Source organism: Bacillus crepusculi (assembly GCF_014764715.1).
GTDB lineage: Bacteria > Bacillota > Bacilli > Bacillales > Bacillaceae > Bacillus.
Window position 1 is genome coordinate 297,309 of record NZ_JACXXE010000002.1, and the last position, 25,575, is coordinate 322,883.

Consider the following 25,575-nt stretch of genomic DNA (forward strand, 5'->3'; position numbering starts at 1 on the left):
ACAAACATCATACCAAGAGAAATGAATTATAATAAATTGAGATTTTAATGAATCAAAGAGAGTTGAATCTAATAGTGTAAATTATAAATCTTTTATACTTCCTATTATATTATAGAAAAGTATAAATAGGACAAATTTAGATTAAACAGACTTTATAAGATAAATATGTAAAATAGGGGTTTTATTTAATATATACATATGGTATTATAAATTTTGGTATTGGTGGTAATCAAAATTTATAGAAAAGGTGTGTAAAAGTTGAAAAAATCAAGTTTATTTTCAGTAGTGATGTTAGTATTATTTTCTTTTGTGATGGTTGTCCCGACATTTGCTAAAACTAATCAATATAGTTTTACGATGGAAAAAAGAGCTGTGAATGGATCTGATTTAGGGAAATATTATACTCTAAGTAAAGGATCAGCTAAAATTTCAGGAAGTCAATGGGAATCTAAAAAATTACCTAATGCAAAGGGACCTAATTTAGTATATTATGAACTAAGAAACAAGACTACAGGCAATAGCTTCGGTACAGTTACTTCTAGGCCTAATGCGAATGGAAGTAGCAATAAAGTCTCTGGTACATTCAAAGGTCTTGGTGGGGGCAATAAATATTATTTATTTATATATAAAATAGAAATAGATGGAAGACATTTAAAAGGTTCTGGGAAAGTATATAATTAATAAAACAGAAGAGAATTTATTTATAAATTCTCTTCTGTTTTATTTACTTAGGAGAGCTATACATTATGATTATATTTTTTGAAGGCTGGATACTCTATAGTTTTTTATTTATGTATATAGTTTTTGCAGCCTTACTCAAATTTAAGTATAATAAAAGTTATACATATCTATTGTTCTTTTCAATTATGACCTTCTATGTATATCATGTTATAAATTTAACTCAATTCCCAATTACTATTGATGATACTCAAAGAGAGAATTTCAAAGAAGTATTTGGTGAGAAAAATAATGTCTTAGTAGAAATGAATTTAATTCCCTTTAGTGCAGGTTTTAATTTAGCAAGTTTTTATAATGTATTCATGACCATACCTTTAGGTTTTGGTTTACCTTTTTTAATTAAGGCAACATTTAAAAAGATATTTTCAGTAGGTTTGTTAGTTGGCATATTATTTGAAAGTTTTCAATTGATTGTTGGATTATATGCAGGTTATTCTTTTAGAGTGGTAGATATCGATGATATAATTTATAATCTTTTAGGCACAATAATTGGATATGTATTCGTGTTTAAACTATTTATATTGTTTTTCAAACTAATATTGAGTAAATTTGAAATTGATTTCAATCCAATTATTAGTCATATTTATGAAGCTGGCCAGCCATTAAAAAATAAGGCTGCAGATAAATAGAAAACCCCCGAAGAATAGGGACTGACCCCTGATTTTGAGACAGGGATCAAAACACCTTTATGAAACAGCCAGTTGCCGAAACTCTTTTGGTGACTGGTTGTTTAATTTAAATTGAATTCGGATACTGTTATAATAATCAATATACTCCCTGACTGTTTTTTCTACAATGGCTGTTGTAGTGTTTGTCAGGTGTTGGAGATAGAATCCTTCTGATTTTAAACTGGAGTGGAAGGATTCGATGGAGGCATTATCAGTGGGCATCCCCTTACGGGACATGCTTATTTGTAATGCCTTTTTCTTTTATCGCCTTTTGATAAGCATATAACGTGTAGACTGAACCTTGATCACTATGAATTACGCAGCCGCTAATCGGATAACTAACTCTTTTTCCCATACAAAAACACCTCCAAATTGTTTTCAGGTATGCTATACCCGATTTTCAACTTAAAGGTGTTTTTATTTGTCTCACTTTATAAGGTCAGTCTCAATACTCGGGGGTTTTCTGTTTATTTCTTCTGTTCTAGTTTGAGTGGAGCTGCGATGTTCTTTTGTACTTTTTTCCCTTTTAATACATCGTTTGCAGCGCCGACTGCCAGTTGACCGATTAGCTCTGGCTGCTGCGCGACTGTTGCAGAGAGTTTTCCTGCTTTGATCGAGTTGAGTGCGTCTTCATTTCCGTCAAAACCAACGACGAGAATATCTTTTCCGGAGCTTTGAATCGCCTCTAATGCGCCAAGTGCCATTTCATCATTATGGGCAAAGACGGCTTTGATATCAGGGTTTCCTTGAAGGAGGTTTTCCATGACATTCAGTCCTTTTGTCCGGTCGAAGTCAGCGGCTTGTTTGGCTGTCACATCTAAATCTTTGTCTGCAATTTGATGGAAGCCTTTTCCTCGTTCACGTGTTGCAGAAGCACCGGGAACACCCTCTAGTTCAGCCACTTTTGCTCCTTTACCGACCTTGTCGATTATAAAGTCAGCCGCCATTTCGCCGCCTTTGATGTTATCGGAAGCAACGAGCGCTTCAACCTTTCCGCTTTCTGCTGAACGGTCTAATGTGATAACCGGTATATCTGAAGCATTCGCTGATTCAACAGCAGTTGATATGGCAGAAGAATCCGCTGGGTTGATGAGCAATGCATCGACCCCTTGCTGGATCAAATCTTCTACATCACTTGTTTGTTTAGCTGAATCATTTTGTGCATCTGCAATCACGACTTCAATGCCGAGCTTTTTCGCTTCTTTTGTCACACCGTTTTTCAGAGAAACGAAGAATGGGTTATTTAACGTCGAGATCGACAGCCCGATTTTGATGTCTTTTTTCTTGCCATCCTTTGATGACTTGGCCCACTCTGGCGGTTCAAGTGAGCAGGCAGAGAGCATGAACAATGAGAGAGTCAGGATGAGAATAAGATATTTTTTCATAGCAGCTGCCTCCTTAAGCAGATTTCTTTCTGTCTAGTAGGACTGCAATCAAGATGACAATCCCTTTCACAACAGATTGATAGAATGATGAAACACCAAGTAAGTTCATACCATTGTTTAGGACACCAATGATGAGCACCCCGATGAGTGTGCCGACAATTCGTCCTCTTCCGCCAGACAGGCTTGTCCCGCCAAGAACAACGGCAGCAATCGCATCAAGCTCATAGGACGTACCAGCTGTTGGCTGAGCAGAGTTCAGACGAGAGGTTAAAATCGCACCGGCTAAAGCAGACATGAAACCTGCTAATGAATAAATCATGATTTTGACGCGCGGTACCTTTATTCCTGAAATGAGCGCAGCTTTTTCGTTCCCGCCGATGGCATATGTTCTTCTGCCGAAAGGCGTTTTATGAAGCAGCACCCAAAGCACAATGAAGGTAAGAAGCATCGTGATCGCTGGAACAGGAATGCCTAAGAAATATCCGCGGCCGAATAACTGAAAGGCATAGTTCGAGCCGAGTCCAGTAATTGGGTTTCCGTCTGTATAAACAAGCGTTAATCCTCTGAAAATGGTCATCGTTGCAAGTGTTGCGATAAAAGGCGCCATTTTTCCTTTTGTGATCAAAAGACCGTTGACCATCCCAAGAATGGCACCGATGATACATCCAACGATAATAGCTAAAATCGGGTCCATACCAGACACGATAAAGCCGGCAGTCAGTGCACTAGACAGGGCTAGAATCGCACCGACAGATAAATCAATGCCTCCGGTTAAAATAACAAAGGTCATCCCAAAGGCGATGAGGGCATTTATGGAGATTTGTCTCAGTAAGTTTAAAATGTTTAATGGCTCTAAAAAGGCCGGGTTTAAAATAGAAACAATGGCGACAAGGATGATGAGTCCTAAGAATGGCCCAAGCTTTTGCATGATGTGGTCAAATCGTCCATTTGAAGTAAGTGGTTTCATGTTACTTCCCTCCTGTAGCTAGTGTCATGATTCGTTCTTGTGTAGCTTCTGTTTGATCTAATTCTCCGCTGATGGTTCCTTCATGAATGACAAGCACTCGATCGCTCATCCCAAGTACCTCTGGGAGTTCAGAGGAGACCATCAAAATCGCAACGCCTCGATCGGTCAGCTCGTTCATTAACTGATAGATTTCTCGTTTTGCTCCGACGTCAACACCTCTTGTCGGTTCATCTAAAATCAAGACCTTCGGCTGAATGCCAATCCACTTAGCGATCACGACTTTTTGTTGATTTCCGCCAGAAAGGCTTCGGGCAGAAATTTCAGATGAAGCTGTTTTAATCGAGAGTCTTTTGATAAGCAAGTCAACAAAATCCTGTTCATTTTTCTTATCAATCAGTCCCTTTGGAGAGAAGCTGTCTAAGTTTGGCAACCCGATGTTTTCTCGGATCGAGGCATCAAGCATCAGTCCTTCATCCTTACGATCCTCTGTGATAAACCCGATGCCGAGCTTGACCGCATCACTTGGTTTTTTAATGACAGCCTTTTTTCCATGCACCCAGATTTCACCTTGGTCAAGAGGATCGAGTCCAAACAGCGCCCGCATCATTTCGGTCCGGCCAGCGCCCATCAAGCCTGCAACACCGACGATTTCTCCAGCTTTGACTGAGAAGCTGATATCTTGAAATTGTCCTTTTCTTGTCGCTTGTTTGACCTCTAGGACAATATCCCCTGTAGAAGGGGAACGCTTAGGGTAACGATCTGTTAATTCTCGGCCAACCATTTTTTTAACGACTTCATTGAAATTCGTTTCAGGTATGGCTGTCGTATCGACCGTTTTCCCATCACGCATGATCGTAATCCTGTCACAGATTGCAAAAATTTCCTCCATACGGTGAGAAATATAGACGATGGAAACGCCTTCTTTTTTGAGTGATTCAATGACTTGGAATAGCTTTTCAATCTCACGGTCCGTTAAAGCTGCCGTCGGCTCATCCATGATGATGACCTTCGCATCGGTCATTAACGCCTTGGCAATCTCGATCATCTGTTTTTGTCCAACGGAACAGCTACCTGCCTCTTGATCAAGCGAGAGGTTCACAGACAATCGGTTCAGCTGCGTTTGGGCGAGGGCTTTCATTTTTTTTGTGTCTAGGAGACCGAGCTTTGTATAGATTTCTTTCCCGATGAATAGATTCTCCAAGACGGTCATATCAGGCCATATGTTCAGTTCTTGATGAATAAAGGCGATTCCATGCTGTTCTGCTTCCTTTGGATTTTTGAAAGCGGTTTCTTTTCCGTCGATTTGAATCGTTCCTTGATCTAATGAATAAAGACCTGTGAGCAGGTTCATCAGTGTGGATTTCCCAGCCCCGTTTTCACCCATGAGCGCGTGGACTTCACCTGTGACGAGGTCAAAGGAGACCCCGGAGAGAACGGTGTTTTTTCCAAATGCCTTATGGATGTTATGCATCTCAATGTTCATTTCTGGCTCCTCCTTTTAAAAGATGACACCGGCATGTAGAATACAGTTTGCGTATGGGGTAGCTTCACCCGTGCGAATGACTGCTTTTGCCTGTTTGGTCATATCTTTGAACGTCTCGTGATCTACCTCATGTAACGTTTTTGAGAACGCTTTCTTTAGAAATAAATGATCTCGTTCATTGGCTTCTTTGATTTCACTGGCCACGGTCATGTTTTCAACGGCCATTTCCTGAAGAAGGAGGGAGGTGACCTCCTGAAAGGACGGTGTGCCGATCGATAATGCCAGGTCGATCTTGACTGGACCCTCTGGAATAGGGAGACCGCAGTCTGCGATGACGATTGTATCTGTGTGACCAAGGTCAGCAAGCACCTTAGCAATATGGCTGTTTAGAATGCCGTGTTTTTTCATTTCTTTCTCTCCAATTCTTCTCTTGCTGGCATGCCGCCTTGTGCGCCGAATTTTGTGACAGAGATGGATGCTGCAAGGTTGGCAAAGGCAAGCGCGTCAAAGAGGGATTTGCCTTCTGTTAGTGCCACAGCCAAAGCGCCGTTAAAGGTATCGCCCGCTCCTGTTGTATCGATGGCTTTAACAGGATAGCCTGGGACTAACACTTCTTTCGATCCGTCAAAATATCGCACCCCATTTTTTCCTTCTGTGATCAGTAATTTGTTAGGGTATTGACGCAAGGCTTCTTCAATCGTGATGCCATCAAACATAAGAACGGCTTCATGCTCATTCGGTGTAATGTAGGCAGCCTGCTCTAAAACTTGCTGCGTTACTTTGCGGGCTGGTGCAGGGTTTAAAATCACAGGGATGTCTTTTTTGCTGCATATGGCACAGACTGCTTCGACCGTTTCTTCAGGAATTTCTTGTTGAATAAGAACCATCCCAATATCATCAATCGTAGAAAGAGCACCTCTTACATAGTCAGGCGTGACCTCGTCATTTGCCCCTTTGACTACAACAATGCTGTTATCGCCCTCTGCTAAAATGATATGAGCTGTCCCGCTTTCCATTTCGGTAACCGGTTCCATATAGGTGGTGCGAACACCTTGTGCTTGTAAATTGTTTACGATATCGTGGCCATAAGCGTCATCACCGACTCTGCCGATCATGTATACGTCTGCACCAAGTCTGGCACTTGCGACTGCTTGATTGGCCCCTTTTCCTCCTGGGACGGTTTTAAATGATTTGCCTAAAACCGTTTCTCCGGCATTTGGCCGTTTATCCGATGTAACGACTAAATCCATTGAACAGCTTCCTACTACAACGATATGACTCATTGTGAATCCACCTTTCTTGTGGTCTCTCGTTCAATAAAAGAGACGGGCATTTGAATAACTGGCTGATCTATTGGCTGCTTTTGAATGGCTTTGATTAACAGCTTCGCAGCTTCTTTCCCCATATCATAGGCAGGCTGCCTGATCGTTGATAAGGAAGGAAAGAGCAGTTCGCTTTGCGGAATATCATCAAATCCAATGATTTGGACTTCATCTGGAATGGATTTTCCAATCCGAAGTGCTTCGTGTATGACCGCTGTTGCGACGATATCATTGCTCGCAATGATGCCATCTGTTTCAGGGTACAGCTGGAAAAGAGCCTTGGCGCTTTTTCTGGCTTCTTGAAAGGAAAATGAAGCATTGGACATGACATGAAAGTCGACACCTTTTTCTGTGAGAACATCAAGTGCACCTTTAAATCGCTGCCGTGCTGTTTGAAGATGGGCAGGTCCTTTTAGAAGTGTGATTTGCCGGCTGCCGCGATTGATCAATTCCATTGCAGCCATTTTCCCGCCAGCTGCAGCATCTGCAAACACAGAAGGTGCATTTGGTACAGTTCGATCTAAGAACACAACGGGTAAATCATCATCATTGTACATATCTGATTCAGGTTCGTTGGTGACAGCAATGACACCAACCACTTGATTTTGTTTAAAGGTTTGTAAGTAAGCCAGTTCCTTTTCTCGGTCCTCATCACTGTTACCAAATAATAACCGGAACCCTTGGGCATGAATCTCATCCTCAACACCTCTAGCCAGCTGAGGGAAGAAGGGGTTTGTGATATCAGGTAAAATCAAACCGACTAAACGTGATTCTCTTTTAAAAAGGGACCTAGCCACTTCATTGGGGAAGTAATTCAGCTCCTGCATCGCTTGTGTCACGCGGGTTTTCGTATCTGTATGGACATATCCAGTATCGTTGAGCACGCGTGAAACAGTGGCAACAGACACTTGTGCGGCTTTTGCAACATCTTTAATTGTAGCCAATGGAGTGCCTCCCTTCGTGAATATGTAACCGTTTACATAGATAGATTATCACGAAAGTATCGAAATGACAATCTTAAAAAAATAAAAAAAAGAAAAGAAAGAGGGCTTCTTCCTTTTCTTAACTAATAATCCCTGTTTGTGTAATATTCACTTTGATTTTTGGAATGATTTTTATTTGTGGGTACTCAGTTACCCAGTTCATTTTCATATATTCATCATAATGCTTTACCCGATATTTCCGGCCGAGGCTTAGGACATCGGAATTCGCCTCTTGAAGCGTAGCGATAATCTGTTCTGCTTCTTTTGTCAAAATGGCTGAAAGCCTTTTGTTGAGCATTTCGATTTTCTTATCTGTATCTAAATTGTCTTTCGGGTATTCAAGGACAGAGGTGTTGAATTCATATTTAAGAGAGAAAGTTAAGTTTCGATGATCAGGATTGGTAATCTCAATATCCCGCTTTGAATCTGTAACTTGAATGGTGATGTAATTATTCTCCTTTGATTTCATGTCACTTCTGACTTTTTTAGTGAAGTTTGCATACTTGCCCATTTTCCCGTCCATGACAGTAAGCAAAATGGCATTTTGGCCGTATAACTCACCTTTCTTTTTCTCATTATCAAATAGGGCTACTCCCTTTACACTGATCAATTTCTTCTTTTGGTCGAAGTGAATTAACGGCAGTGTGAAATCTTCTCCCGTTTGCAGCATTTTAGACCGGATACTCTGAATGTTTTTAGGTGCTACTTGAGAGGATTGGGACGCGGTCGTGATCAAGTTATTTAAATAGTCGCTCACAATGAGTTTTTCCTTCAGCAGCTCGTTGATCAATTCCACACAGCTTCCCCCTTGCACGACGGCAAGGTTTGCGAGGAGAGGACTTTTCGGATCGCGATAAAACATATCTAAGTAGGGAAGAAGTCGATTTTGGGCAAATTCATCACCGATCAGCATGACACGCATTTTCGATATGTCTATTTTTTGATCCACAATCCGGCTAAAGTTGCTTCTTGCTTTTCTTAATGTAGGTGCATCAGTTGTGAGAACAGTGGTTAAATAGCTTCCTGTATTTCCTTGCTCCATGCTTTGGGACTGCTGAACCTTTCGATAGGTAATCGAGAACCTGGCATTGTCGTCCTCTCCTTGATCAACAGCTGACGTTAAAATAAGAGAGATATTTTTTAATAAGTTTTGATCCCAGCAGCCAGGCATAAATATAAGGGAAACACACATGAGCAATATCAGCATGTACTTATGACGCATGTGATTTCACCTTCCTTTTGCGATGTTTGATCAAGATGATGATGGCCATAAAGATCGGAAGTGTGTAGATAAATGAATATTGAGCAATAGTGGTAAAGTCATTAAAACGCTGAATTCTAAAGTTATCGGTTGAAAGAAAGCAGCTGGCAGCGTAAATCAAAATAGCAAAAACATAGACATATTTTTTATGGTCTTTTTTCTTCAGAAGAATGGCCACGCCATTGGCGCAAAAGTAGAGGTAATTGCTGAGAGTGGCTAGAATCACAAAGACCCAGAAACTTAGAAAAATTAAATCCGTCCGCTCAATGACACCGAATGTAATGGTCTTTAAAAGATACAAAACAGGATTCGGAATGATATTCAGCTCAATCGGGCTGAAAAACATAAAACAAATCAATGTAATAAATAGGTAATAAAGTGTTGTGCATATATTGGAAATGGTCATCACTTTATATCGCTCCTTAATGCTGCCCTTCATCAGTGGAGAGATGATCAGAATCATCTCAAATCCATTCATCGAGAGCACCACGTCCTTCAATCCAAGTTGGAATTGAGAGATATCCATTTGGAAAAAAGGCATGAGGTAATCAATATTGGTTCCTTTTAATGCATAGAACATCAATAGAGAGAGCATGAGCAAAAAGGGAGTTAAGACAAAGTTAAACCTGACAATGGCTGTAATTTGCTCCTTTGCAATATAGATAATGCATATCATCAGTAATAGGTTAATGACCCAGTTTGGTGTAAGCGGGAGAACCCATATACCAAGAATCCTTGTGAAGATGGAAAGCACAACGATGCAAACCGAAGCAAAGTATACCGTATAGAGTGCCACCAAGGTGCGTCCAATCCATTTTCCAAAAACCTCAATGAGCGCTTGGAAAAATGAAGTCTCAGGATACTTGTAGATGATATAAATAAAAATGGTATTAATGATCTGGATAAAAAAACATGCGACAATAATCGCCATCCAGCCATCGTGCCCCATGTCTTTCATCAGCAAATGGGGGAGTGCTAAAATACCAACACCAATTTGAGATTGAATGATAAAAAAAACAGCTTGAGGTGGAGATATTTTATTTTTCATTCTTCTTTTTCCACCCTCTCAAATTCTCAATTTGCTCTTTCTTTTGCGGATTTAAATAAACAGGGCGCTTTTTGTACATCCACATCGGCAATCGAATAATCGTGTCTTTTAAGTCCTGCCAGTTAAATGGAGAAACTGGTGATAGGTACGGGACGCCTAGGGATTCGACGCGGCATAAATTCATGAGGATGATAGCCAGCCCAAATGAAATACCGATAAATCCAAACATCGATGCCATGAACATAAGCGGGAAACGCAGCATCCTGATGGTAGACGTCATTTCAAAGGATGGGAGCACAAAGGAGGCAACGGCGGTCACTGCAACCACAATGACAAGGACATTCGAAATAAGTCCTGCTTTTACAACAGCATCTCCAATGACCAAACCGCCTACAATTCCAATGGTCTGTCCAATTGGTTTTGGCAGACGAACCCCGGCCTCGCGTATAAGTTCAATGGTGATCTCCATCAGCATCGCTTCTATCAATGGTGGGAAGGGAATCCCGATAATGGAATTTTTCATCGTAATGGCTAGTTCATCTGGGACAACCTCATAATGAAAACCAATGACAGCAATATAAAAAGATGGCAGTATGACGGCGATGATGCAGGCAAGGTAACGAAGAATACGGATAAACGTTGCCGGAATCCAGCGGCTATTATAATCATCTGGTGATTGAAAGAAACTAAAGAAGGTAACAGGAAGAATGATGGCCATTGGACTGCCATCCATCAGTACCACAATTCGACCTTCAAGAATCGCGGATCGCACCTTATCAGGGCGCTCAGTATCAATCAGCTGCGGGAAAATAGAAAATGAATCATCCTCAATTGCCTCAACAATAGAGCCAGGACTTATCAGTGTGTCTACTTTAATAGAAGAAATCCGTTTGTTTACCTCTTCTACCTTTTCTTGATTAGCGATATCAGAAATATACACAGTCGCAAGCTTTGTTTCCGATTTTGTACCCACCTTATGATATTGGATGGCGAGTTTTCGATCATTTAAGTGTGAACGCAGCAAATAGATATTCGTATCTAAACTTTCGACAAATCCGTCGTGTGCACCCGCAATAATACTTTCAGAAGAAGGTTCAGAAATCGATCGCAGCGGCGGCTGTCCAACGGCAAATAATTTGATCTGCGAGGAATTTTCATCAAGAAAGGCAATGCTTCCTGCAATAATACTGTCTGTGATCAGTGACAAATCGCCTGTTTCAAGTGTGCTAAGGGACTTTGTATAATCCTGCTTTCCAGGAGGGCCTAACAAGTTGCCGATAACGAAATCATTTAATTTGCCTTCATCGACTCTTGTTTTAATAAAAAACAGCACAGATTTCGTTTCATTCACCATTAACTCTCGGTATTCGAAATCGCCGCTTTGCTGAAATGTTTTTTTCAGAATCCGAATTTTCTCCTCAAAGCCGCCTGATAAAAAGTGCAAGCGTGTTTGTTCATTGGTGTTTGGCATCTTTAGCCTCCTCTCACAGATTTTTTAACCATAGTGTAAGCGCAGAAGCTGATTTTATTCGTCACCTTTGGGGAAAGCATGACATGAGCCGACGATTTTCAACTAAAATCATATTAAAATTGTTAAGAAATGATGAATCTTGATAAAAACAAATGAATAATATTTCATTGTTTAGGTCATAAGGAGCGAAAATCGTAAAGATCAGGTATATCAAAATGATTAATATTTGACATCTTATCCCAATTTTTTGTGACCCAAAAATAAGCATATGACTTGATTTTTTTAGAGGTGACCTTTGTCATAGGTCAACGCGTAGCGTTCTGACCATAGAGGATGACTTTCTAACCTGTTCGTTCAAAAATCGAAAACATTCTAAAACACGCACTATTCATTTAAAGCGCTGATATGACTGATTTTGTAGAGATGATAAGGCTTTAAAACATTGATTCAAAATACATCTTAATAATTGTCAAAAAATTTAGGGAGAAAAGGACAAAAGATTTTCCAATGGTCGATGGTAACGCTTTCTCTTGAATGAAGCAGAATTTCTGTCTAAATTTTGTCCGTCTTTTGGCCTTTTCATTTGAGAGAGAGCTAGGTAAATCCACCTTAGGATGAGAGGCATTTGGCATACGAGGAAGTGAAAGATTATGTTACATAATACCGATTGTGATTTTATGCTGAACCTATATACTGTTGATTGAATTTACATATCACACTCATAAAAAAAGGAGATGTAGATAAGCGATGTGGTTAATCGTTATAGCCTGTGTCATCATGTTAGGGATTGGCTTTATTGAAAAGAAGCGTCATCAGAAAAATATCGATGCCCTGCCGGTGCGCGTCAATATTAATGGTATTCGCGGAAAGTCCACCGTTACAAGATTGACAACCGGTATCTTAATGGAGGCAGGTTATAAAACTGTCGGCAAAACAACGGGAACGGATGCAAGAATGATTTATTGGGATACGCCAGAGGAGAAACCGATTAAAAGGAAACCGCAAGGACCGAATATCGGAGAGCAGAAGGAAGTCATGAGAGAAACAGTTGAAAGAGGAGCAAATGCCATCGTTAGTGAATGTATGGCGGTTAATCCAGATTACCAAATTATCTTTCAGGAAGAGCTGCTTCAAGCGAATATTGGCGTGATTGTAAACGTTCTTGAAGATCATATGGACGTAATGGGGCCGACACTTGATGAAATAGCAGAAGCCTTTACAGCCACAATTCCTTACAACGGACACTTGGTTATTACGGATAGTGAATATACAGATTTCTTTAAAGAGATTGCGAAAAAGCGCAACACAGAAGTCATTGTTGCAGATAATTCCAAGATTACCGATGAGTATTTACGGAAATTTGAGTACATGGTGTTCCCAGATAATGCTTCGCTTGCACTTGGTGTTGCTCAAGCATTAGGGATTGATGAAGATACGGCATTCAGAGGAATGTTAAATGCGCCGCCTGATCCAGGAGCGATGAGAATTCTTCCATTAATGGACGCGAAAACACCTGGACATTTTGTAAATGGATTTGCGGCAAATGACGCATCATCTACATTGAACATTTGGAAGCGTGTGAAAGAAATTGGATATCCAACAGATGAACCGATTATTATCATGAACTGCCGTGCGGATCGTGTAGATAGAACGATCCAGTTTGCGGAGGATGTACTTCCTTATATTGAAGCAAGTGATCTTGTTTTAATTGGTGAAACGACTGATCCAATTGTGAAGGCATATGAGGAAGGGAAAATTCCGGCTGACCACTTACACAACCTTGAATATCAATCTACAGAACAAATTATGAACATGCTTGAGAAAAAGCTTCATAATCGAGTGGTTTATGGAGTCGGCAATATCCATGGCGCCGCTGAACCTTTAATCGAAAAAATTCAAGAATACAAAATTAAGCAGCTTGTCAGCTAGGAGGAAATATAGAAAATGTTCGGATCAGATCTTTATATCTCGTTAATTTTAGGTGTTCTACTTAGTTTAATCTTTGCAGAAAAAACAGGAATAGTACCAGCTGGACTGGTTGTTCCAGGTTATCTTGCGCTTGTATTTAACCAGCCAGTCTTCATATTAGTCGTCTTATCTGTCAGCTTGCTTACGTATGTGATCGTTCGTTTTGGTTTATCAAAATTTATGATTTTATACGGGCGCAGAAAGTTTGCTGCGATGCTGATTACAGGGATTGCCTTAAAGCTTGTATTTGATTTCTTCTATCCAGTGGTCCCGTTTGAAATAGCAGAATTCCGCGGAATCGGAATCATTGTCCCTGGATTAATTGCGAATACGATTCAAAAGCAAGGTCTTACGATTACCCTTGGAAGCACGTTACTTCTAAGTGGTGCAACATTTGCCATCATGTATGTTTACTATCTATTTTAAGATAAGGTGTGTCCAATGATGAATAAAAAATTGAGCTTTCAGGAAAAGCTGCTGAAAATCACAAAGAATCAAAAGAAAAAGACAAATAAACATGTACTGATTGCTTTACCGATCGTCATTGCTTGTACATTTTTATTTACATTTATCGGGAAAGCACAAGTGCCAACTGTAGAAAAGAATCCAGAGAACATCCTGACCGCTTCGTTTGTCGGTGACATTATGTTTGGAAGAAATGTAGAGAAAGTGACAGATCGTTATGGAAAACAGCATCTCTTTCGCTACGCCAAGCCATATTTTGATGTGTCAGACTATGTAACAGGTAACTTTGAGCATCCAGTGGCATCAGATCAGGAACAGGCAGCGCAAAAGAATATTCATTTGAAAACAGATGAAGAGTCTGTCCAAGCGTTGAAGGATTTGAATTTCTCTGTATTAAACTTTGCGAATAACCATGCGGCAGACTATGGTGAAAAAGGCTTGAACAACACGATTAATTCCTTTGAAAAAGCTGACTTGGATTACACAGGTGCAGGTCGTAACCTTCAAGAGGCAAAGAGTAACATTTCGTATAAAGAAGTAAATGGTGTCAAAGTTGCTACACTGGGTTTTACTGATGTGTACGGGAAAGATTTTAAAGCAACGAATCAAAAGGCGGGTGTTCTGCCAGCCGATCCATCTATCTTTATTCCGATGATTTCACAGGCTGCTGAAAAGGCAGATATCGTCGTTGTTCATGCTCACTGGGGACAGGAGTATAACAATGAAGTAAACGATAGACAAAGAGAATTGGCAAGAGCAATGTCAAAGGCTGGGGCTGATATTATTATCGGCGCACACCCGCACGTACTTGAGCCGATGGAAGTCTATAACGGAACGGCGATCTTCTATAGCCTAGGGAACTTTATTTTTGACCAAGGTTGGTCAAGAACACGTGATTCTGCACTTGTTCAGTATCATCTGAATGAAGATGGAAAAGCGACATTTGAAGTTGTCCCAATGTACATTAAAGAAGCAACACCTGCTCCAGTTAAAGCAGGATCTTTTGAATCAAAATCTATTATTCGTATGCTGACCAATGGCACGAATGCGGATTGGAAAGAAAAAGACGGACACATTTTCTTTGAAGTGGATCACGCTGATAAAGTTAAAAACTTAAAAGAAAACGGGGGAAAAGATAAGAAATGAAATTTCTAAAAGCAAGCTGGCCGTTTGTTGCGTTAATTTTAGTATTTGTCTTTATGTCTGCCTTTAAATTTAGTGACAGCCTGACAGATCATGAAAAACAAAAGATCTCGGTTGAAATACAAAAAATCGAACAGCAAAAGCAGTCGAAAGCAGAAGCAAGTAAATAATTCTAAAGAGCATAGAGGGCACGCGCTGCGTGCTCTTTTTTGTCGGAAAAAGGTGTAAAATGAAAGGTGTCATGCCGAAACTATAGACGAAAGGAGGGAACCGATCATGAAATGGAAAGGAATGTTGATCGGAGGCTGTGCGCTTGTAGGGCTGATGTTCATGTCTCAATCAGAAGAGGTATCTGCTCAAACAAAGTCTCCTTTGGAGCAAGCGGAAACACTGATTGGAACACCTTATCATAAAGGAGGAACCGATCCGAAAACGGGCTTTGATGCATCTGGGTTTATTCAATATGTGTACAAGACATCAGGAACGTTTGATTTGCCGCGGAAGGTGATCGATCAATATCAGATTGGAGAAAAGGTATCATGGGAAAAGGCCAAACCAGGAGACCTTGTGTATTTCCGCAGTCTTGAGGAAACAAAAGAGACCCCGACACATGTGGCGTTGTATGCTGGTAACGATCAGGTGATCCACATCACGCTGAGTCAAGGAGTCGTGAAAACAGATGTCAGCAAAAGCAAATATTGGACTGACCGGTTTTATGCGGTCAAACGGCTGCCTGTTTCTCAAGAAATTTCTGATGATCGTGTTGTGAAAGAGGCGATGAAATATTTAGGGATTCCGTATGTTTTTGGTGCAGCAGATCCAAAGGTTGGCTTTGATTGTTCAGGCTTTTTACAATATTTATTTGAAAAATCGCTTGGGATTTATTTGCCTAGAAGTGCTGAACAGCAGTGGAGGGTTGGAGAAAAAGTAGCATTAGACGATATTCGCCCTGGGGATTTTGTCTTTTTTAGCAACACATATAAACCCGGAATTTCTCATGTTGGAATGTACATTGGGGGAGATCGCTTTATTCATGCGAGCCGTTCTGAAAGTGTGACAATCTCTTATTTATCTGAATCATATTGGCGCGAAAAATGGACAGGTGCGAAGCGATTAACGGATCTGGAACTTGCGAAAGAAGACCCAATTGTATCAAAAGCCGCGACGTATATTGGGGAAGTCCCTTACGTCAAAGGTGGTACGAGCCCAGAGCAAGGGTTTGATACAGCAGGCTTCACACAGCATGTGTATCAAGAAGTGCTTGGCATTGAGCTGCCTCGCTATGCGTCAGGACAAGTCAAAGCAGGTACGCCTGTGAAACGTTCGGAGCTTAAGCCAGGAGATCTAGTTTTCTTTAGTGGGACGTCATTGATGCCGGCGATTTATGCAGGGTCCAATCAAGTGATTCATGTGACCGTCTCAAATGGTGTTGTGATTACCAATATGAAAACAAGTACGTACTGGAAGGACAAATATGAGACGGCTGTTAGAATTAAAAAATAAAGAAAAAGCCCGACCAACGATCAGATCGGACTGCTAGACTTCTCACTAGGCGCTATTAGACAAGCGTCTTTTTTTCTTGAAATTGATTCTGTAAAAGCAGATCAATAAAATAGGCGACACCATCTTCATGGTTGCCTTTTGTGATATAGGTGCTCTTTTCTTTAATGATATCCACAGCATTCCCCATCGCTATGCGGTGACCTGCTTCATCGAACATGGAGAGATCATTTGGACTGTCACCAATCGCATAAATATTGGAGCGGTCAACGCCATAATGGGCTGCAAGCTTTTTCAGGGCATGTCCTTTCCCGGACTCTTTTGGCAGGACCTCAATGATATGTTTTCCAGAAGAGGTCAATGAAAGCTCGGGCATTTCCGCAAGAAGAGCTCGTGCTTCCTGCAGCTTATTCATATCAAATGAGAAGCACAGTAATTTATAGGTCGCTTCATTCGACTCAAAAATCTGACGGATGTCATCCACTGGTTTGATGCCAAATTGTTTGAATTGCGTCATCGCCCCTGCCCATAAATCAGCTAGATCTTCATTTGGATTGGCGCTTTTGAGTACATCAAATTCAGCTTTCAGCTTCTCTTTTCCATCAAAAGGAGAGAGGAGCGCATCATCCGTATAGACCTCAAAGTAAATGTTTCGTTCCACTAATGCCTTAGCCGCTCGTTTTCCTGCTCCTTGGTCAAGTGTGATACGGCTGAAGAGCTTGTATCCTTCTGTGTGAACGGTCCCTCCGTTTGCTGCAATAATGGGAATGTCCAAATCGCCAAGCAGCTCCTTCACATCAAAAGTTGCCCGCCCTGTACAGATGGTCACAATATAGCCAGCTTCCTTCGCGCGAATCAATGCCTGCCGGTTTTGAGCTGAAATTTCACTTTTTGTATTTAAGAGTGTACCGTCTAAATCAATCGCAATCATTTTTTTCATCGCTGTCAAATCCTCCTTCACTCTTGCAATATCCTCTTCAAAGTATGTACGATTTCCTTCATTCTCATGAAAGTGTAGGATCGTTGATTCCTCTCTATCAAGGCTAAACAAAAATGGCCGAATGTTCAAGGGAATAAGAAAAAGCGCCCCAAAGGGACGCTTTCAGTGTGTGGAGAAACCCTCGGCATTCGGTGTCACTCCTGCGCGCCGGTTAAACGCTATCAAGCTGAAAAGAAGACAAAGGGCTAAAATTAAGATATTTTAGCCCTTTCTGTTTATGATAATTCAAGCTGCTTCTTCAATTCAGTTTTTACTTCGTTCAGTTGGTTTTGATCCAATTGGAAATAATAAACGCCGTTTGGCTGATAGTCATTTCCTTTTAACTGAATGGTATCAACAGATTTTAATGAAGTCAGAAGCGGGAAAAGCCCGATTAATTCTTTCATAGAAAGAGTGGTTGAGACATTATCACCAAGTGTATCAATGATATTGTCGTATGACGGAATGGACGTTAGTGATTTTGATTTATCGAAAATGGCCTTTAATACTTCCATTTGACGTTGTCCGCGCATTAAGTCACTATCTGCTTTTCGCGTTCTCACATATGCGAGAGCCTGATCACCATCTAGTGTATGAGTGCCTGTTTGAAGGACAACCTTGCCTTTTGTATCTTTTTGAATCTGTTTGACAAGATATTCATCCTTGATGTTAATAGAAACACCATTTAGTTCATTGACAATTTCCTTAAATGCTTTGAAGTTACTTTGAATGACAAAGTCGACCGGAACATCTAGTAAATTTTCAACTGTACTTACCGTTAAATCTGCACCGCCAAATGCGTGTGCATGAGTAATTTTGTCATAGCCATGACCTGGAATATTGACGTATGAGTCCCTTGGAATGCTTAATAATTTAACGGTTTTATTTGTGCGGTTAATCGTCGCCAAAACCATTGCATCGCTTCGCGCTTGTTTCACTGTTTCGCCTGGTCTGCTGTCAATTCCAAGTAGCAAAACAGAAAAGCTGTCTTTTCCTGGATCAAATGCTTCAATCCGTTTCACAGATTGTGCGCCTCGATCTAGTGATACTTGTGCTTTTTTTGCAGCTGTTGTCACTTTATAGTAGGCATAGCCTGTGACTGAAGCGGTTGTTAGTAAAAGAATACCGAATATAAAAAGAGTGACTTTCACCCATGGTTTTAAACGCTTTTTCCCTTTGCGTTTGCTTCGTGATTGATCCATATATTTTAAACCCTCGCCTATGATTTTTATAGTAAAGATGTCCGTCTTCCTGCTGACAAACTAAAACAAATATACCTTAAAACGGGATATTGTGCGACATTTTTTTCACCAACGCTTAATTGACGTTTCCTTGTCGTCAAAAGTTTCAATGATACACAAATGAAATATATTTGTCATAAAACATCGAAATGTTTGAAATGACAGGAAGTGAGGAAAATGATCTTTCATATAGAGAAACATCCAGTAAACACAGACAAAAGAGGGGTTATCATGATGAAAAATCGGAATGGATGGCTTTATTTCTTCGGCGCACTTGGCGGCGCCTTATATGGCTATGATACAGGTGTCATCTCTGGCGCCATCTTATTTATGAAAGAAGATTTAGGTTTAAATGCGTTTACAGAGGGGCTTGTTGTCAGCTCGATTTTAATCGGGGCGATGCTCGGTTCCTCTCTTTCTGGAAAGCTGACAGACCAATTTGGGCGAAAAAAGGCCATCATCGCCGCAGCTATTTTGTTTATTATCGGGGGATTTGGTACATCCTTTGCCCCGAATACGGAAGTGATGGTTTTATTCCGAATTGTACTAGGACTCGCTGTCGGGTGCTCGACGACGATTGTTCCATTATATTTATCTGAACTTGCGCCAAAGGAATCACGAGGTGCACTGTCCTCTTTAAATCAGCTCATGATCACATTCGGTATTCTTTTAGCCTACATAGTGAACTACGTGTTAGCGGATGCCGAGGCATGGCGCCTGATGCTTGGAATTGCAGTGGTTCCTTCTGCTCTACTATTAATTGGTATTTTGTTTATGCCAGAAAGTCCTCGCTGGCTGTTTGTCCATGGACAGGCTGACCGGGCGAAGGCTGTATTATCGAAGCTTAGACAGAGTAAGGAAGAAGTCGAAGAAGAAATTTCAGATATTCAACAGGCAGAAAGTGAAGAAAAAGGCGGTTTTAAGGAATTATTTGAGCCATGGGTACGTCCAGCATTGATCGCGGGTGTCGGCCTTGCCTTTTTACAGCAATTTATCGGCACCAATACAATTATTTACTATGCACCAAAAACATTCACAAGCGTTGGTTTTGGTAACTCAGCCGCGATTTTAGGAACTGTCGGAATTGGCGCAGTGAATGTCATCATGACGTTTGTGGCGATTAAAATGATTGACCGTGTAGGACGTAAAGCACTGCTCCTATTTGGTAATGCTGGAATGGTTCTTAGTTTAATTGTTCTGTCAGTGGTGAATCGATTTTTCGCAGGATCAACAGCCGCAGGATGGACAACAGTCATTTGTTTAGGACTCTTCATCGTCATCTTTGCTGTCAGCTGGGGTCCAGTCGTATGGGTCATGCTTCCAGAGCTGTTCCCAGTACATGTTCGTGGCATTGGTACAGGTGTATCTACATTCCTTCTTCATACAGGGAATCTGATCATCTCGCTTACATTCCCGGCTTTATTAAGTGCGATTGGTATCAGTAATCTCTTCCTCATTTATGCGGTCATCGGTGTAGGTGCCTTCTTATTTGTGAAATACTTCGTGACAGAAACAAAAGGGAAAAGTCTTGAAGAAATTGAAGAGGATTTAAAAAAGAGAAACCGTGCCGCCGTAGGTGAGGAAGGAAAAACAGTGTGAACAATGACCAGCTGCCCGCATGCAGCTGGTTTTTCTTTGTTAAACAAACGTTTAATCAAGAAAGGACAAACGCCCATCTTCTGAACGTGCTGCATATGACATACATATGGAACAGGCGAGCGAAAGGTGGAAATGACATGAAAGGGAAAACAAGCATTGTCATGCTGACGTACAACGAACTGCATTTAACAAAAAAATGTATCGACAGCATTAAACAGCACACCAAAAGTGACCAATATGAACTGATCATTGTCGATAATGCGTCAACAGACGGTACGAAGGAATATGTACGAGAGCTGGAAGATGTGATACTCATTGAAAATGAGAAGAATCAAGGCTTTGCAAAGGGCTGTAATCAAGGAGCGAAAAAAGCGACAGGAGATAGCATTCTCTTTTTAAATAATGACACGATGGTGACGGAAAACTGGCTTTCTCCCTTAAAAGAGGCGCTATTTGCATCGGATCGTATTGGAATGGTGGGACCTGTCTCCAACTATGTGAGCGGACCTCAGATGGTTCAGCCGTCGTATACAGATGTGAAGGAGCTCCCAGCCTTTGCTAAGGAATATACAGCTGCGAGAAAAGGTCAGAGGACGTATGTGCATCGGCTTGTGGGTTTTTGTCTGCTGGTGAAAAAAGAGCTTATCGAGGATGTGGGGTTATTTGATGAGCGGTTCGTATATGGATCGTTTGAGGATGATGATCTTTGTTTACGTTCATTGCTGAAGGGATATCAGCTGCAAATTGTCCATGATTCATTTGTCCATCATCACGGTCATGCAACGTTCCGTGCGAATCAAGACACAAATATTTCTACACTGTTTGCAGAGAACAGGCTTCGGTTTTTAGATAAATGGGGCATTGATCTAAATCTGATCACCCCTCATCCATACTTTGCGGCGCTTCTACCTGAGGACGCTACATGTGTCCTGGATGTTGGATGCGGCGCAGGGGCAACTGGGCTTGAACTGATGAATCGGCAGTCTGTCAACATGTACGGGGTAGAGGCGGATGCTTTAAAAGCAGCGATCGCAAAGCCGTATTACGAAGAAGTCATCGAGGTAAAAGCGGATGAGTATCCTTGGTCAGAAAAAGAGACCTTTTTTGATGCGGTTATTTTTTCTGATGTTTTAGAGCATGTGTCAGATCCTTGGCATATGATTGAGCAAGCACATGCCTCTTTAAAGCAGGGCGGCGTGATCATTTACTGCCTGCCGAACATCATGCATGCGGAGGTGCTTCTTCCATTAATGACGGGGGATTTTACGTATCAAGATGTAGGGATTTTAGACCGAACCCACCTGAGGTTCTTCACACCGAAAACGATGCGTGCACTCTTTCCGGGCCATCTGTTTGAGCGTGTGGTAGAGCAGCATATCAATGTACAGATTGATCAAAACGTCCAATTGTTTTTTGACGAAGTGGCAAGAGTAGGAGAGTCACTTGGTTTTCAAACAAAAGCTTTATCCGATGAGGTGACACAGTATCAGCTTCTCATCGTAGCACGTAAAAAAGGCGGCTCACCACCGGGATAACCGCCTTTTTGCTACCACTTGAAGTTTTTCGTTGCGCCTTCTGCACCAAAGTTTAAGATGCTGACTTTTACATCTAAATCGATGTCTGCTTCTTGGAATAATGTGTCCCACTCATCTCGATGCTGATCCCAATAGTCTGGATATTTCATACGAAACTGCTGGTTTAAAAAAATGGAATCAACGCCAACGTCTTTTTGCATATGATGGACTGCTTTTTGAATCTGTTCCTTGATTTTTTTCGAAAAAATGTGCTCAAATCGTTTGATATACTGCTCATCGTAAGAGTTTTCAGGAGGGTATTGATCCTCTGATAATTTTCCACTTGTTTGGACATTGATTTTAAAGGACACCTTACCATCTTTCAGATAGGGCTCGATCTTGGATTTCGCCTTCTTTATTTCATATGTGATCGGAAAACCTTTGTAGGTGGCGGGTACAACGCCGCCTGAGATACGATCCATCACCCAGTTTAAAGATTGTACATCTTTCGCCGGGATGAAACCGATCAGCTTTCGCGTTTTTCCATGAATGATTCCCGCCCCGTCATAGACGAGTTCGCCGTTGACCGCATCCACACTCTGGACTAGGAAGCTAATGCCCATCTGAAAGTAATCGGACGCTCTGCCGATACGTGTTGGCAGTAAAATCTTCCCGTTAAAGCTTCGGTTTTTGGACGTTTCAAAAATATGCTCAACCGGCACCTTTTGCTGTGATTTTAATCTTTGGTTGATGACCTTTGATGCATCATCTCGTGACACGAGAAGATAGCTACTTCTTCGAACCTCATCATCTCGTATAAAGTGGTTGAGGGTCCCTTGAATATCATGATGCTCAGCTTGTTTTTTGCCAAACAAAAAGATTTTGAGATGATCACTGTAAATCGGCGGATCCTTCAAAGCGACATTACTGACAGCCTCCAGCACATTTTTTCCCTTTGAGACGACATTCACATAGCCAGGGGCGCCAGCTTCTTGTGTCCCGCCCATTTTGGGGACAAGGTTTTGATAGGTGAGCTTGACGCCTTTGTCATCTTCCTCGTCAATACCAACGCCGCGCACAAACGATAATTTTTCAATATCCTTTAAGTCCCAGCAGCCTGCTGATAGCAGCAAAAGACAGCAGGACATAGAAAATAGCCATAAACGCCACCCTCTCATGCAGAACGACCTCCCCATTTTTTACGTATCATCAATAGGACAGCTGTGATAAAAGGAATGGCTAAAATCGCGAACAACGCATAGCCAAGTAAAGTAGAGTAGTAAAAGACTTCATTGATATTTCTCGGAAAAAGAGATAGGGCAGAGGTTAAGAAAAACAGCACCCATAGCAACCTCGTTAGATTGGTCGTTTTAAAGACCGTGTGGCACCCTTTAATGGCAAATTGGAAAAAGCCAAGCATACAAATAAACTGCTGGCATGTCCAGATCGTTAGTAAGAAAATATCAAAGCGTTCAATGAAGACTCCTTCAAGTTCTAGTGCTTGAATGAGTGAGACAGTGGGCCAGGTGAGGGATTTCGTTTCTCCAACGGTCATAGAACCGATCACAATAAAGAGCGTAAGGGAGTACACAAGTGTGGTAATTCCAACACCGATTGCTGCCGCCCATTTCGCCTTCGACCATTTGTCTTTATAGATAAGAGGTACGACAAACAAAATGACTTCAAAGCCTGTAAATTGAATAAATGTTTGAGAGAACAAATTACTGAAGTCTTTAAATCCGTGCGCCATAACAGGGCGTAAATAATCAAAATCGAATATTTTCAAACTGAACAGCATGAGCGCAATGTAAATGATCAAGGCGATGGGATAAATGTACGTGACCAATTTGACGACTGGGAAAATACCGCTTTTTAAATGATAGATCGCCACAAGTAAAAAAATCATCACAATCACTGTCATGGGAGTCGATTGCAGCAAGAAAAACTGTACCACTTCCCCAAGAACACGCGCCTCAAAGCCAACAATGGCTAGTAAATAACCGATCAGCATTAAGTTGAAGATCGTGCCAAAGAATGCACCGGCTCCTTTTGTATTTGACTCAAAAATAGTGTCGGGTGCATTCTTTTCGGCAATCCAGCCTAACAAAAAAGCAACAAAAGCAAAGATGACTCCCTGTATTAATACAATGATCCAGCCATCAGGGAATCCTGAATTGGCAGAACTGCGTGGAATGGTTAAAATTCCAGCGCCTATCATTGTAGAACTGCACAGAATGGTGACTTGTAACAATGATAGCTTCTCAGCTCTGTACATCGTTTACTCTCCTTGTCTTTTGAGATTTTTTATTTTTGCTGTTTTCGGTCTCAATTTAAATAGCCCGATTGGTAAGCGAACGTACATATCCTTTAAATCTGAAAACGGTGAAGATAAAACAGGTGTAAAATAGTCAAAACCAAAGGTCTTTAATTGCATCAGGTGACAAAGCACAAATAAATAACACATGATTAAACCGTATAATCCAAACATCGCAGAACTAAAAATCGCCATAAAACGCAAGATGCGCAGCGGGAAACTAAAGTCATATGATGGTGCCGTGAAGTCGGCCAATGCGGTCAGCGACACAATAATGACCATTAAGGCACTGACGATATTTGCTTGGACAGCCGCCTGACCAATAATCACACCGCCAATGAGTCCAATCGTCTGTCCAATCGCCCTAGGAAGCCGAAGTCCAGCTTCCCGCAGCAGCTCGATCGTAAAAGACATGAGAATGGCTTCGACTACAGGAGGAAATGGAACGTTCTGCCGGCTGCCTGCGATGGTGAGTGCCATTCTGGTCGGTAGTAAGCCGGGATGATAAGAGACAAGTGCGATGTAAAGCCCAGGTAAAAAAATTGTGAGTAGCACGGCAATATAACGGAGTAAACGCAACAGAGTCGCGCTTGTCCATCTTTGATAATAATCCTCCGGCGATTGCATCAAGGCAGTAATTGTCATGGGTAAAATAAGGGCAAAAGGAGTCCCATCGAGTAAAATGGACACTTTGCCTTCAAGCACAGATGCGATCACCCGGTCAGGCCGCTCTGTGTTTTGAATCTGCGGGAAAATGGAGATGTGGCTGTCCTCAATCAGCTGTTCAATATAACCGGTTTCAGGGATATCGTCCATTTTGATTTGCTTTATGCGTGATACCACATCTTCTACTAGTTTGGGATCAACAATATCACGAACGTATACGAGAGCGGCAGACTTTTTATTACGAGTGCCAATACTCACCTTTTGAATGACAAGGTTAGGGTCATTTGCCCGCTCACGGAGTAAAGCGGTGTTTTTTTCAAGATTCTCAATAAATCCAATCCGTGGTCCTCTGACAAGTACTTCAGATTGCGGCTCCTCTACTTCTCTAAATTGAAAAAGATTCGTTTGGAGTGCAAGCGCTTGAGTCGCCCCGTCCACAAATAAAATAGCCCTGCCGTTATATAACTGCTCGATGGCAAGGTTCATATCTTCCAGCACATCGTTTTGAATGCCAAAAAACTCTTTTGACAGGGAAGAAAGTGTGGTGTGATCAACTTCAGTGAGGTCCAGTTCCTTTTGCATCGGTGAAATGATTTGTTTGGAAAGCATCTCGAATTCTGTGAGTCCCTCAACGTACACGAGACATGCAGATAAAGCGGAAGGACCAAATGAAAAAGAATGGAACACGATATCATCACTTTTCCCAGCAAAGCTTTTGACGCGCTTGATGACGGACGCTATATCTTGTTCAATACGACTTTTCATATTACCTCACCCTCATGTCATGTTTTTTATAGAGTGACTCTGAAGGAGGAGAATTATACAAATAGAAAAAAGAGAATCCCTCAAAATAGGAATTC

At 41.3% G+C, this 25,575-nt stretch carries 23 protein-coding genes and 1 pseudogene; 9 read left to right on the forward strand and 15 right to left on the reverse strand.

Features of this window, described 5'->3' with window-relative positions:
- The first annotated feature begins 258 nt into the window (after positions 1-258).
- The gene (locus tag IEE86_RS05495) at positions 259-681 is read left to right on the forward strand and encodes a hypothetical protein (RefSeq protein ID WP_171464748.1); all 423 of its coding nucleotides are present in this window, start codon (positions 259-261) and stop codon (positions 679-681) included.
- 65 nt (positions 682-746) lie between these two features.
- Positions 747-1,367, forward strand: coding sequence for a VanZ family protein (locus tag IEE86_RS05500; RefSeq protein WP_171464747.1), 621 nt, complete (start codon positions 747-749; stop codon positions 1,365-1,367).
- Between the two features lie 57 nt (positions 1,368-1,424).
- Here IEE86_RS05500 and IEE86_RS05505 read toward each other — a convergent pair.
- From IEE86_RS05505 to IEE86_RS05550, 10 genes and pseudogenes are all read right to left on the reverse strand, one after another.
- Positions 1,425-1,728: pseudogene (locus tag IEE86_RS05505) on the reverse strand (transposase); the annotation flags it as partial.
- A gap of 145 nt (positions 1,729-1,873) precedes the next feature.
- Entirely contained in the window at positions 1,874-2,791 is a 918-nt protein-coding gene (rbsB, locus tag IEE86_RS05510) for a ribose ABC transporter substrate-binding protein RbsB (protein WP_191096305.1), read from the reverse strand.
- Between the two features lie 13 nt (positions 2,792-2,804).
- On the reverse strand, positions 2,805-3,758 hold the full coding sequence (gene rbsC, locus IEE86_RS05515) for a ribose ABC transporter permease RbsC (protein WP_071168464.1): 954 nt from the start codon (positions 3,756-3,758) through the stop codon (positions 2,805-2,807).
- Between the two features lies 1 nt (position 3,759).
- Positions 3,760-5,241, reverse strand: a complete 1,482-nt coding sequence (locus IEE86_RS05520; RefSeq protein ID WP_191096306.1) for a sugar ABC transporter ATP-binding protein — start codon at positions 5,239-5,241, stop codon at positions 3,760-3,762.
- Positions 5,242-5,256: 15 nt separating this feature from the next.
- A complete protein-coding gene (rbsD, locus tag IEE86_RS05525; RefSeq protein WP_191096307.1) occupies positions 5,257-5,649 on the reverse strand; it encodes a D-ribose pyranase in 393 nt (130 codons plus the stop codon).
- Positions 5,646-6,524, reverse strand: coding sequence for a ribokinase (gene rbsK, locus IEE86_RS05530; RefSeq protein ID WP_191096308.1), 879 nt, complete (start codon positions 6,522-6,524; stop codon positions 5,646-5,648). Before rbsK ends, rbsD begins: the two co-directional genes overlap by 4 nt.
- Positions 6,521-7,507 carry a LacI family DNA-binding transcriptional regulator gene (locus tag IEE86_RS05535; protein ID WP_191096309.1) on the reverse strand — a complete coding sequence of 329 codons (987 nt, stop codon included), beginning with the start codon at positions 7,505-7,507 and terminating at the stop codon, positions 6,521-6,523. Before IEE86_RS05535 ends, rbsK begins: the two co-directional genes overlap by 4 nt.
- 118 nt (positions 7,508-7,625) lie before the next feature.
- Positions 7,626-8,768 carry a Ger(x)C family spore germination protein gene (locus IEE86_RS05540; protein ID WP_191096310.1) on the reverse strand — a complete coding sequence of 381 codons (1,143 nt, stop codon included), beginning with the start codon at positions 8,766-8,768 and terminating at the stop codon, positions 7,626-7,628.
- Positions 8,758-9,855, reverse strand: coding sequence for a GerAB/ArcD/ProY family transporter (locus IEE86_RS05545; RefSeq protein WP_191096311.1), 1,098 nt, complete (start codon positions 9,853-9,855; stop codon positions 8,758-8,760). Before IEE86_RS05545 ends, IEE86_RS05540 begins: the two co-directional genes overlap by 11 nt.
- A complete protein-coding gene (locus tag IEE86_RS05550) occupies positions 9,845-11,326 on the reverse strand; it encodes a spore germination protein (RefSeq protein WP_191096312.1) in 1,482 nt (493 codons plus the stop codon). Before IEE86_RS05550 ends, IEE86_RS05545 begins: the two co-directional genes overlap by 11 nt.
- Before the next feature lie 747 nt (positions 11,327-12,073).
- On the opposite strand from IEE86_RS05550, the gene pgsB reads away from it, so the two are divergent.
- The 5 genes from pgsB (at position 12,074) to IEE86_RS05575 (ending at position 16,405) form a co-directional block, all read left to right on the forward strand.
- Positions 12,074-13,255, forward strand: coding sequence for a poly-gamma-glutamate synthase PgsB (gene pgsB, locus IEE86_RS05555; protein ID WP_191096313.1), 1,182 nt, complete (start codon positions 12,074-12,076; stop codon positions 13,253-13,255).
- A gap of 15 nt (positions 13,256-13,270) precedes the next feature.
- Positions 13,271-13,720, forward strand: coding sequence for a poly-gamma-glutamate biosynthesis protein PgsC (gene pgsC / locus IEE86_RS05560; protein ID WP_012011488.1), 450 nt, complete (start codon positions 13,271-13,273; stop codon positions 13,718-13,720).
- 18 nt (positions 13,721-13,738) lie between these two features.
- A complete protein-coding gene (locus IEE86_RS05565; protein WP_191096314.1) occupies positions 13,739-14,905 on the forward strand; it encodes a CapA family protein in 1,167 nt (388 codons plus the stop codon).
- The gene (edmS, locus tag IEE86_RS05570; protein ID WP_191096315.1) at positions 14,902-15,072 is read left to right on the forward strand and encodes an extrachromosomal elements maintenance protein EdmS; all 171 of its coding nucleotides are present in this window, start codon (positions 14,902-14,904) and stop codon (positions 15,070-15,072) included. The genes IEE86_RS05565 and edmS overlap by 4 nt, the downstream gene beginning before the upstream one ends.
- 106 nt (positions 15,073-15,178) lie before the next feature.
- Positions 15,179-16,405: a C40 family peptidase gene (locus tag IEE86_RS05575; protein WP_191096316.1), complete on the forward strand. Its 1,227-nt coding sequence runs from the start codon at positions 15,179-15,181 to the stop codon at positions 16,403-16,405.
- 55 nt (positions 16,406-16,460) lie between these two features.
- On the opposite strand, the gene IEE86_RS05580 is transcribed toward IEE86_RS05575, so the two are convergent.
- Positions 16,461-17,342 carry a Cof-type HAD-IIB family hydrolase gene (locus IEE86_RS05580; RefSeq protein WP_191096317.1) on the reverse strand — a complete coding sequence of 294 codons (882 nt, stop codon included), beginning with the start codon at positions 17,340-17,342 and terminating at the stop codon, positions 16,461-16,463.
- Between the two features lie 275 nt (positions 17,343-17,617).
- Positions 17,618-18,583, reverse strand: coding sequence for an LCP family protein (locus IEE86_RS05585; RefSeq protein ID WP_191096318.1), 966 nt, complete (start codon positions 18,581-18,583; stop codon positions 17,618-17,620).
- A 270-nt stretch (positions 18,584-18,853) separates the two neighbouring features.
- Here IEE86_RS05585 and IEE86_RS05590 point away from each other — a divergent pair, with 270 nt between their 5' ends.
- Positions 18,854-20,221: a sugar porter family MFS transporter gene (locus IEE86_RS05590; protein ID WP_191096319.1), complete on the forward strand. Its 1,368-nt coding sequence runs from the start codon at positions 18,854-18,856 to the stop codon at positions 20,219-20,221.
- A 137-nt stretch (positions 20,222-20,358) separates the two neighbouring features.
- Positions 20,359-21,756: a bifunctional glycosyltransferase family 2 protein/class I SAM-dependent methyltransferase gene (locus tag IEE86_RS05595; RefSeq protein WP_191096320.1), complete on the forward strand. Its 1,398-nt coding sequence runs from the start codon at positions 20,359-20,361 to the stop codon at positions 21,754-21,756.
- 11 nt (positions 21,757-21,767) lie between these two features.
- Here the strand turns inward: IEE86_RS05595 and IEE86_RS05600 are convergent, their stop codons facing one another.
- From IEE86_RS05600 to IEE86_RS05610, 3 genes are read right to left on the reverse strand one after another with little or no spacing between them, the layout of a single operon-like run.
- Positions 21,768-22,913, reverse strand: coding sequence for a Ger(x)C family spore germination protein (locus tag IEE86_RS05600; RefSeq protein ID WP_191096321.1), 1,146 nt, complete (start codon positions 22,911-22,913; stop codon positions 21,768-21,770).
- Complete coding sequence (locus IEE86_RS05605) at positions 22,910-24,010, reverse strand: GerAB/ArcD/ProY family transporter (RefSeq protein ID WP_191096322.1); 1,101 nt, start codon at positions 24,008-24,010, stop codon at positions 22,910-22,912. The genes IEE86_RS05600 and IEE86_RS05605 overlap by 4 nt, the downstream gene beginning before the upstream one ends.
- A gap of 3 nt (positions 24,011-24,013) precedes the next feature.
- Positions 24,014-25,480 carry a spore germination protein gene (locus IEE86_RS05610; RefSeq protein ID WP_191096323.1) on the reverse strand — a complete coding sequence of 489 codons (1,467 nt, stop codon included), beginning with the start codon at positions 25,478-25,480 and terminating at the stop codon, positions 24,014-24,016.
- Positions 25,481-25,575: the final 95 nt, after the last annotated feature.

Bases quoted from the DNA above. Each gene is read 5' to 3' on its own strand.
- IEE86_RS05500 (WP_171464747.1), top strand. From the start codon at position 747: ATGATTATATTTTTTGAAGGCTGGATACTCTATAGTTTTTTATTTATG.
- rbsB (WP_191096305.1), bottom strand. From the start codon at position 2,791: ATGAAAAAATATCTTATTCTCATCCTGACTCTCTCATTGTTCATGCTC.
- rbsC (WP_071168464.1), bottom strand. From the start codon at position 3,758: ATGAAACCACTTACTTCAAATGGACGATTTGACCACATCATGCAAAAG.
- IEE86_RS05520 (WP_191096306.1), bottom strand. From the start codon at position 5,241: ATGAACATTGAGATGCATAACATCCATAAGGCATTTGGAAAAAACACC.
- rbsD (WP_191096307.1), bottom strand. From the start codon at position 5,649: ATGAAAAAACACGGCATTCTAAACAGCCATATTGCTAAGGTGCTTGCT.
- rbsK (WP_191096308.1), bottom strand. From the start codon at position 6,524: ATGAGTCATATCGTTGTAGTAGGAAGCTGTTCAATGGATTTAGTCGTT.
- IEE86_RS05540 (WP_191096310.1), bottom strand. From the start codon at position 8,768: ATGCGTCATAAGTACATGCTGATATTGCTCATGTGTGTTTCCCTTATA.
- IEE86_RS05545 (WP_191096311.1), bottom strand. From the start codon at position 9,855: ATGAAAAATAAAATATCTCCACCTCAAGCTGTTTTTTTTATCATTCAA.
- IEE86_RS05550 (WP_191096312.1), bottom strand. From the start codon at position 11,326: ATGCCAAACACCAATGAACAAACACGCTTGCACTTTTTATCAGGCGGC.
- pgsB (WP_191096313.1), top strand. From the start codon at position 12,074: ATGTGGTTAATCGTTATAGCCTGTGTCATCATGTTAGGGATTGGCTTT.
- pgsC (WP_012011488.1), top strand. From the start codon at position 13,271: ATGTTCGGATCAGATCTTTATATCTCGTTAATTTTAGGTGTTCTACTT.
- IEE86_RS05565 (WP_191096314.1), top strand. From the start codon at position 13,739: ATGAATAAAAAATTGAGCTTTCAGGAAAAGCTGCTGAAAATCACAAAG.
- edmS (WP_191096315.1), top strand. From the start codon at position 14,902: ATGAAATTTCTAAAAGCAAGCTGGCCGTTTGTTGCGTTAATTTTAGTA.
- IEE86_RS05575 (WP_191096316.1), top strand. From the start codon at position 15,179: ATGAAATGGAAAGGAATGTTGATCGGAGGCTGTGCGCTTGTAGGGCTG.
- IEE86_RS05580 (WP_191096317.1), bottom strand. From the start codon at position 17,342: ATGAAAAAAATGATTGCGATTGATTTAGACGGTACACTCTTAAATACA.
- IEE86_RS05585 (WP_191096318.1), bottom strand. From the start codon at position 18,583: ATGGATCAATCACGAAGCAAACGCAAAGGGAAAAAGCGTTTAAAACCA.
- IEE86_RS05590 (WP_191096319.1), top strand. From the start codon at position 18,854: ATGATGAAAAATCGGAATGGATGGCTTTATTTCTTCGGCGCACTTGGC.
- IEE86_RS05595 (WP_191096320.1), top strand. From the start codon at position 20,359: ATGAAAGGGAAAACAAGCATTGTCATGCTGACGTACAACGAACTGCAT.
- IEE86_RS05600 (WP_191096321.1), bottom strand. From the start codon at position 22,913: ATGAGAGGGTGGCGTTTATGGCTATTTTCTATGTCCTGCTGTCTTTTG.
- IEE86_RS05605 (WP_191096322.1), bottom strand. From the start codon at position 24,010: ATGTACAGAGCTGAGAAGCTATCATTGTTACAAGTCACCATTCTGTGC.
- IEE86_RS05610 (WP_191096323.1), bottom strand. From the start codon at position 25,480: ATGAAAAGTCGTATTGAACAAGATATAGCGTCCGTCATCAAGCGCGTC.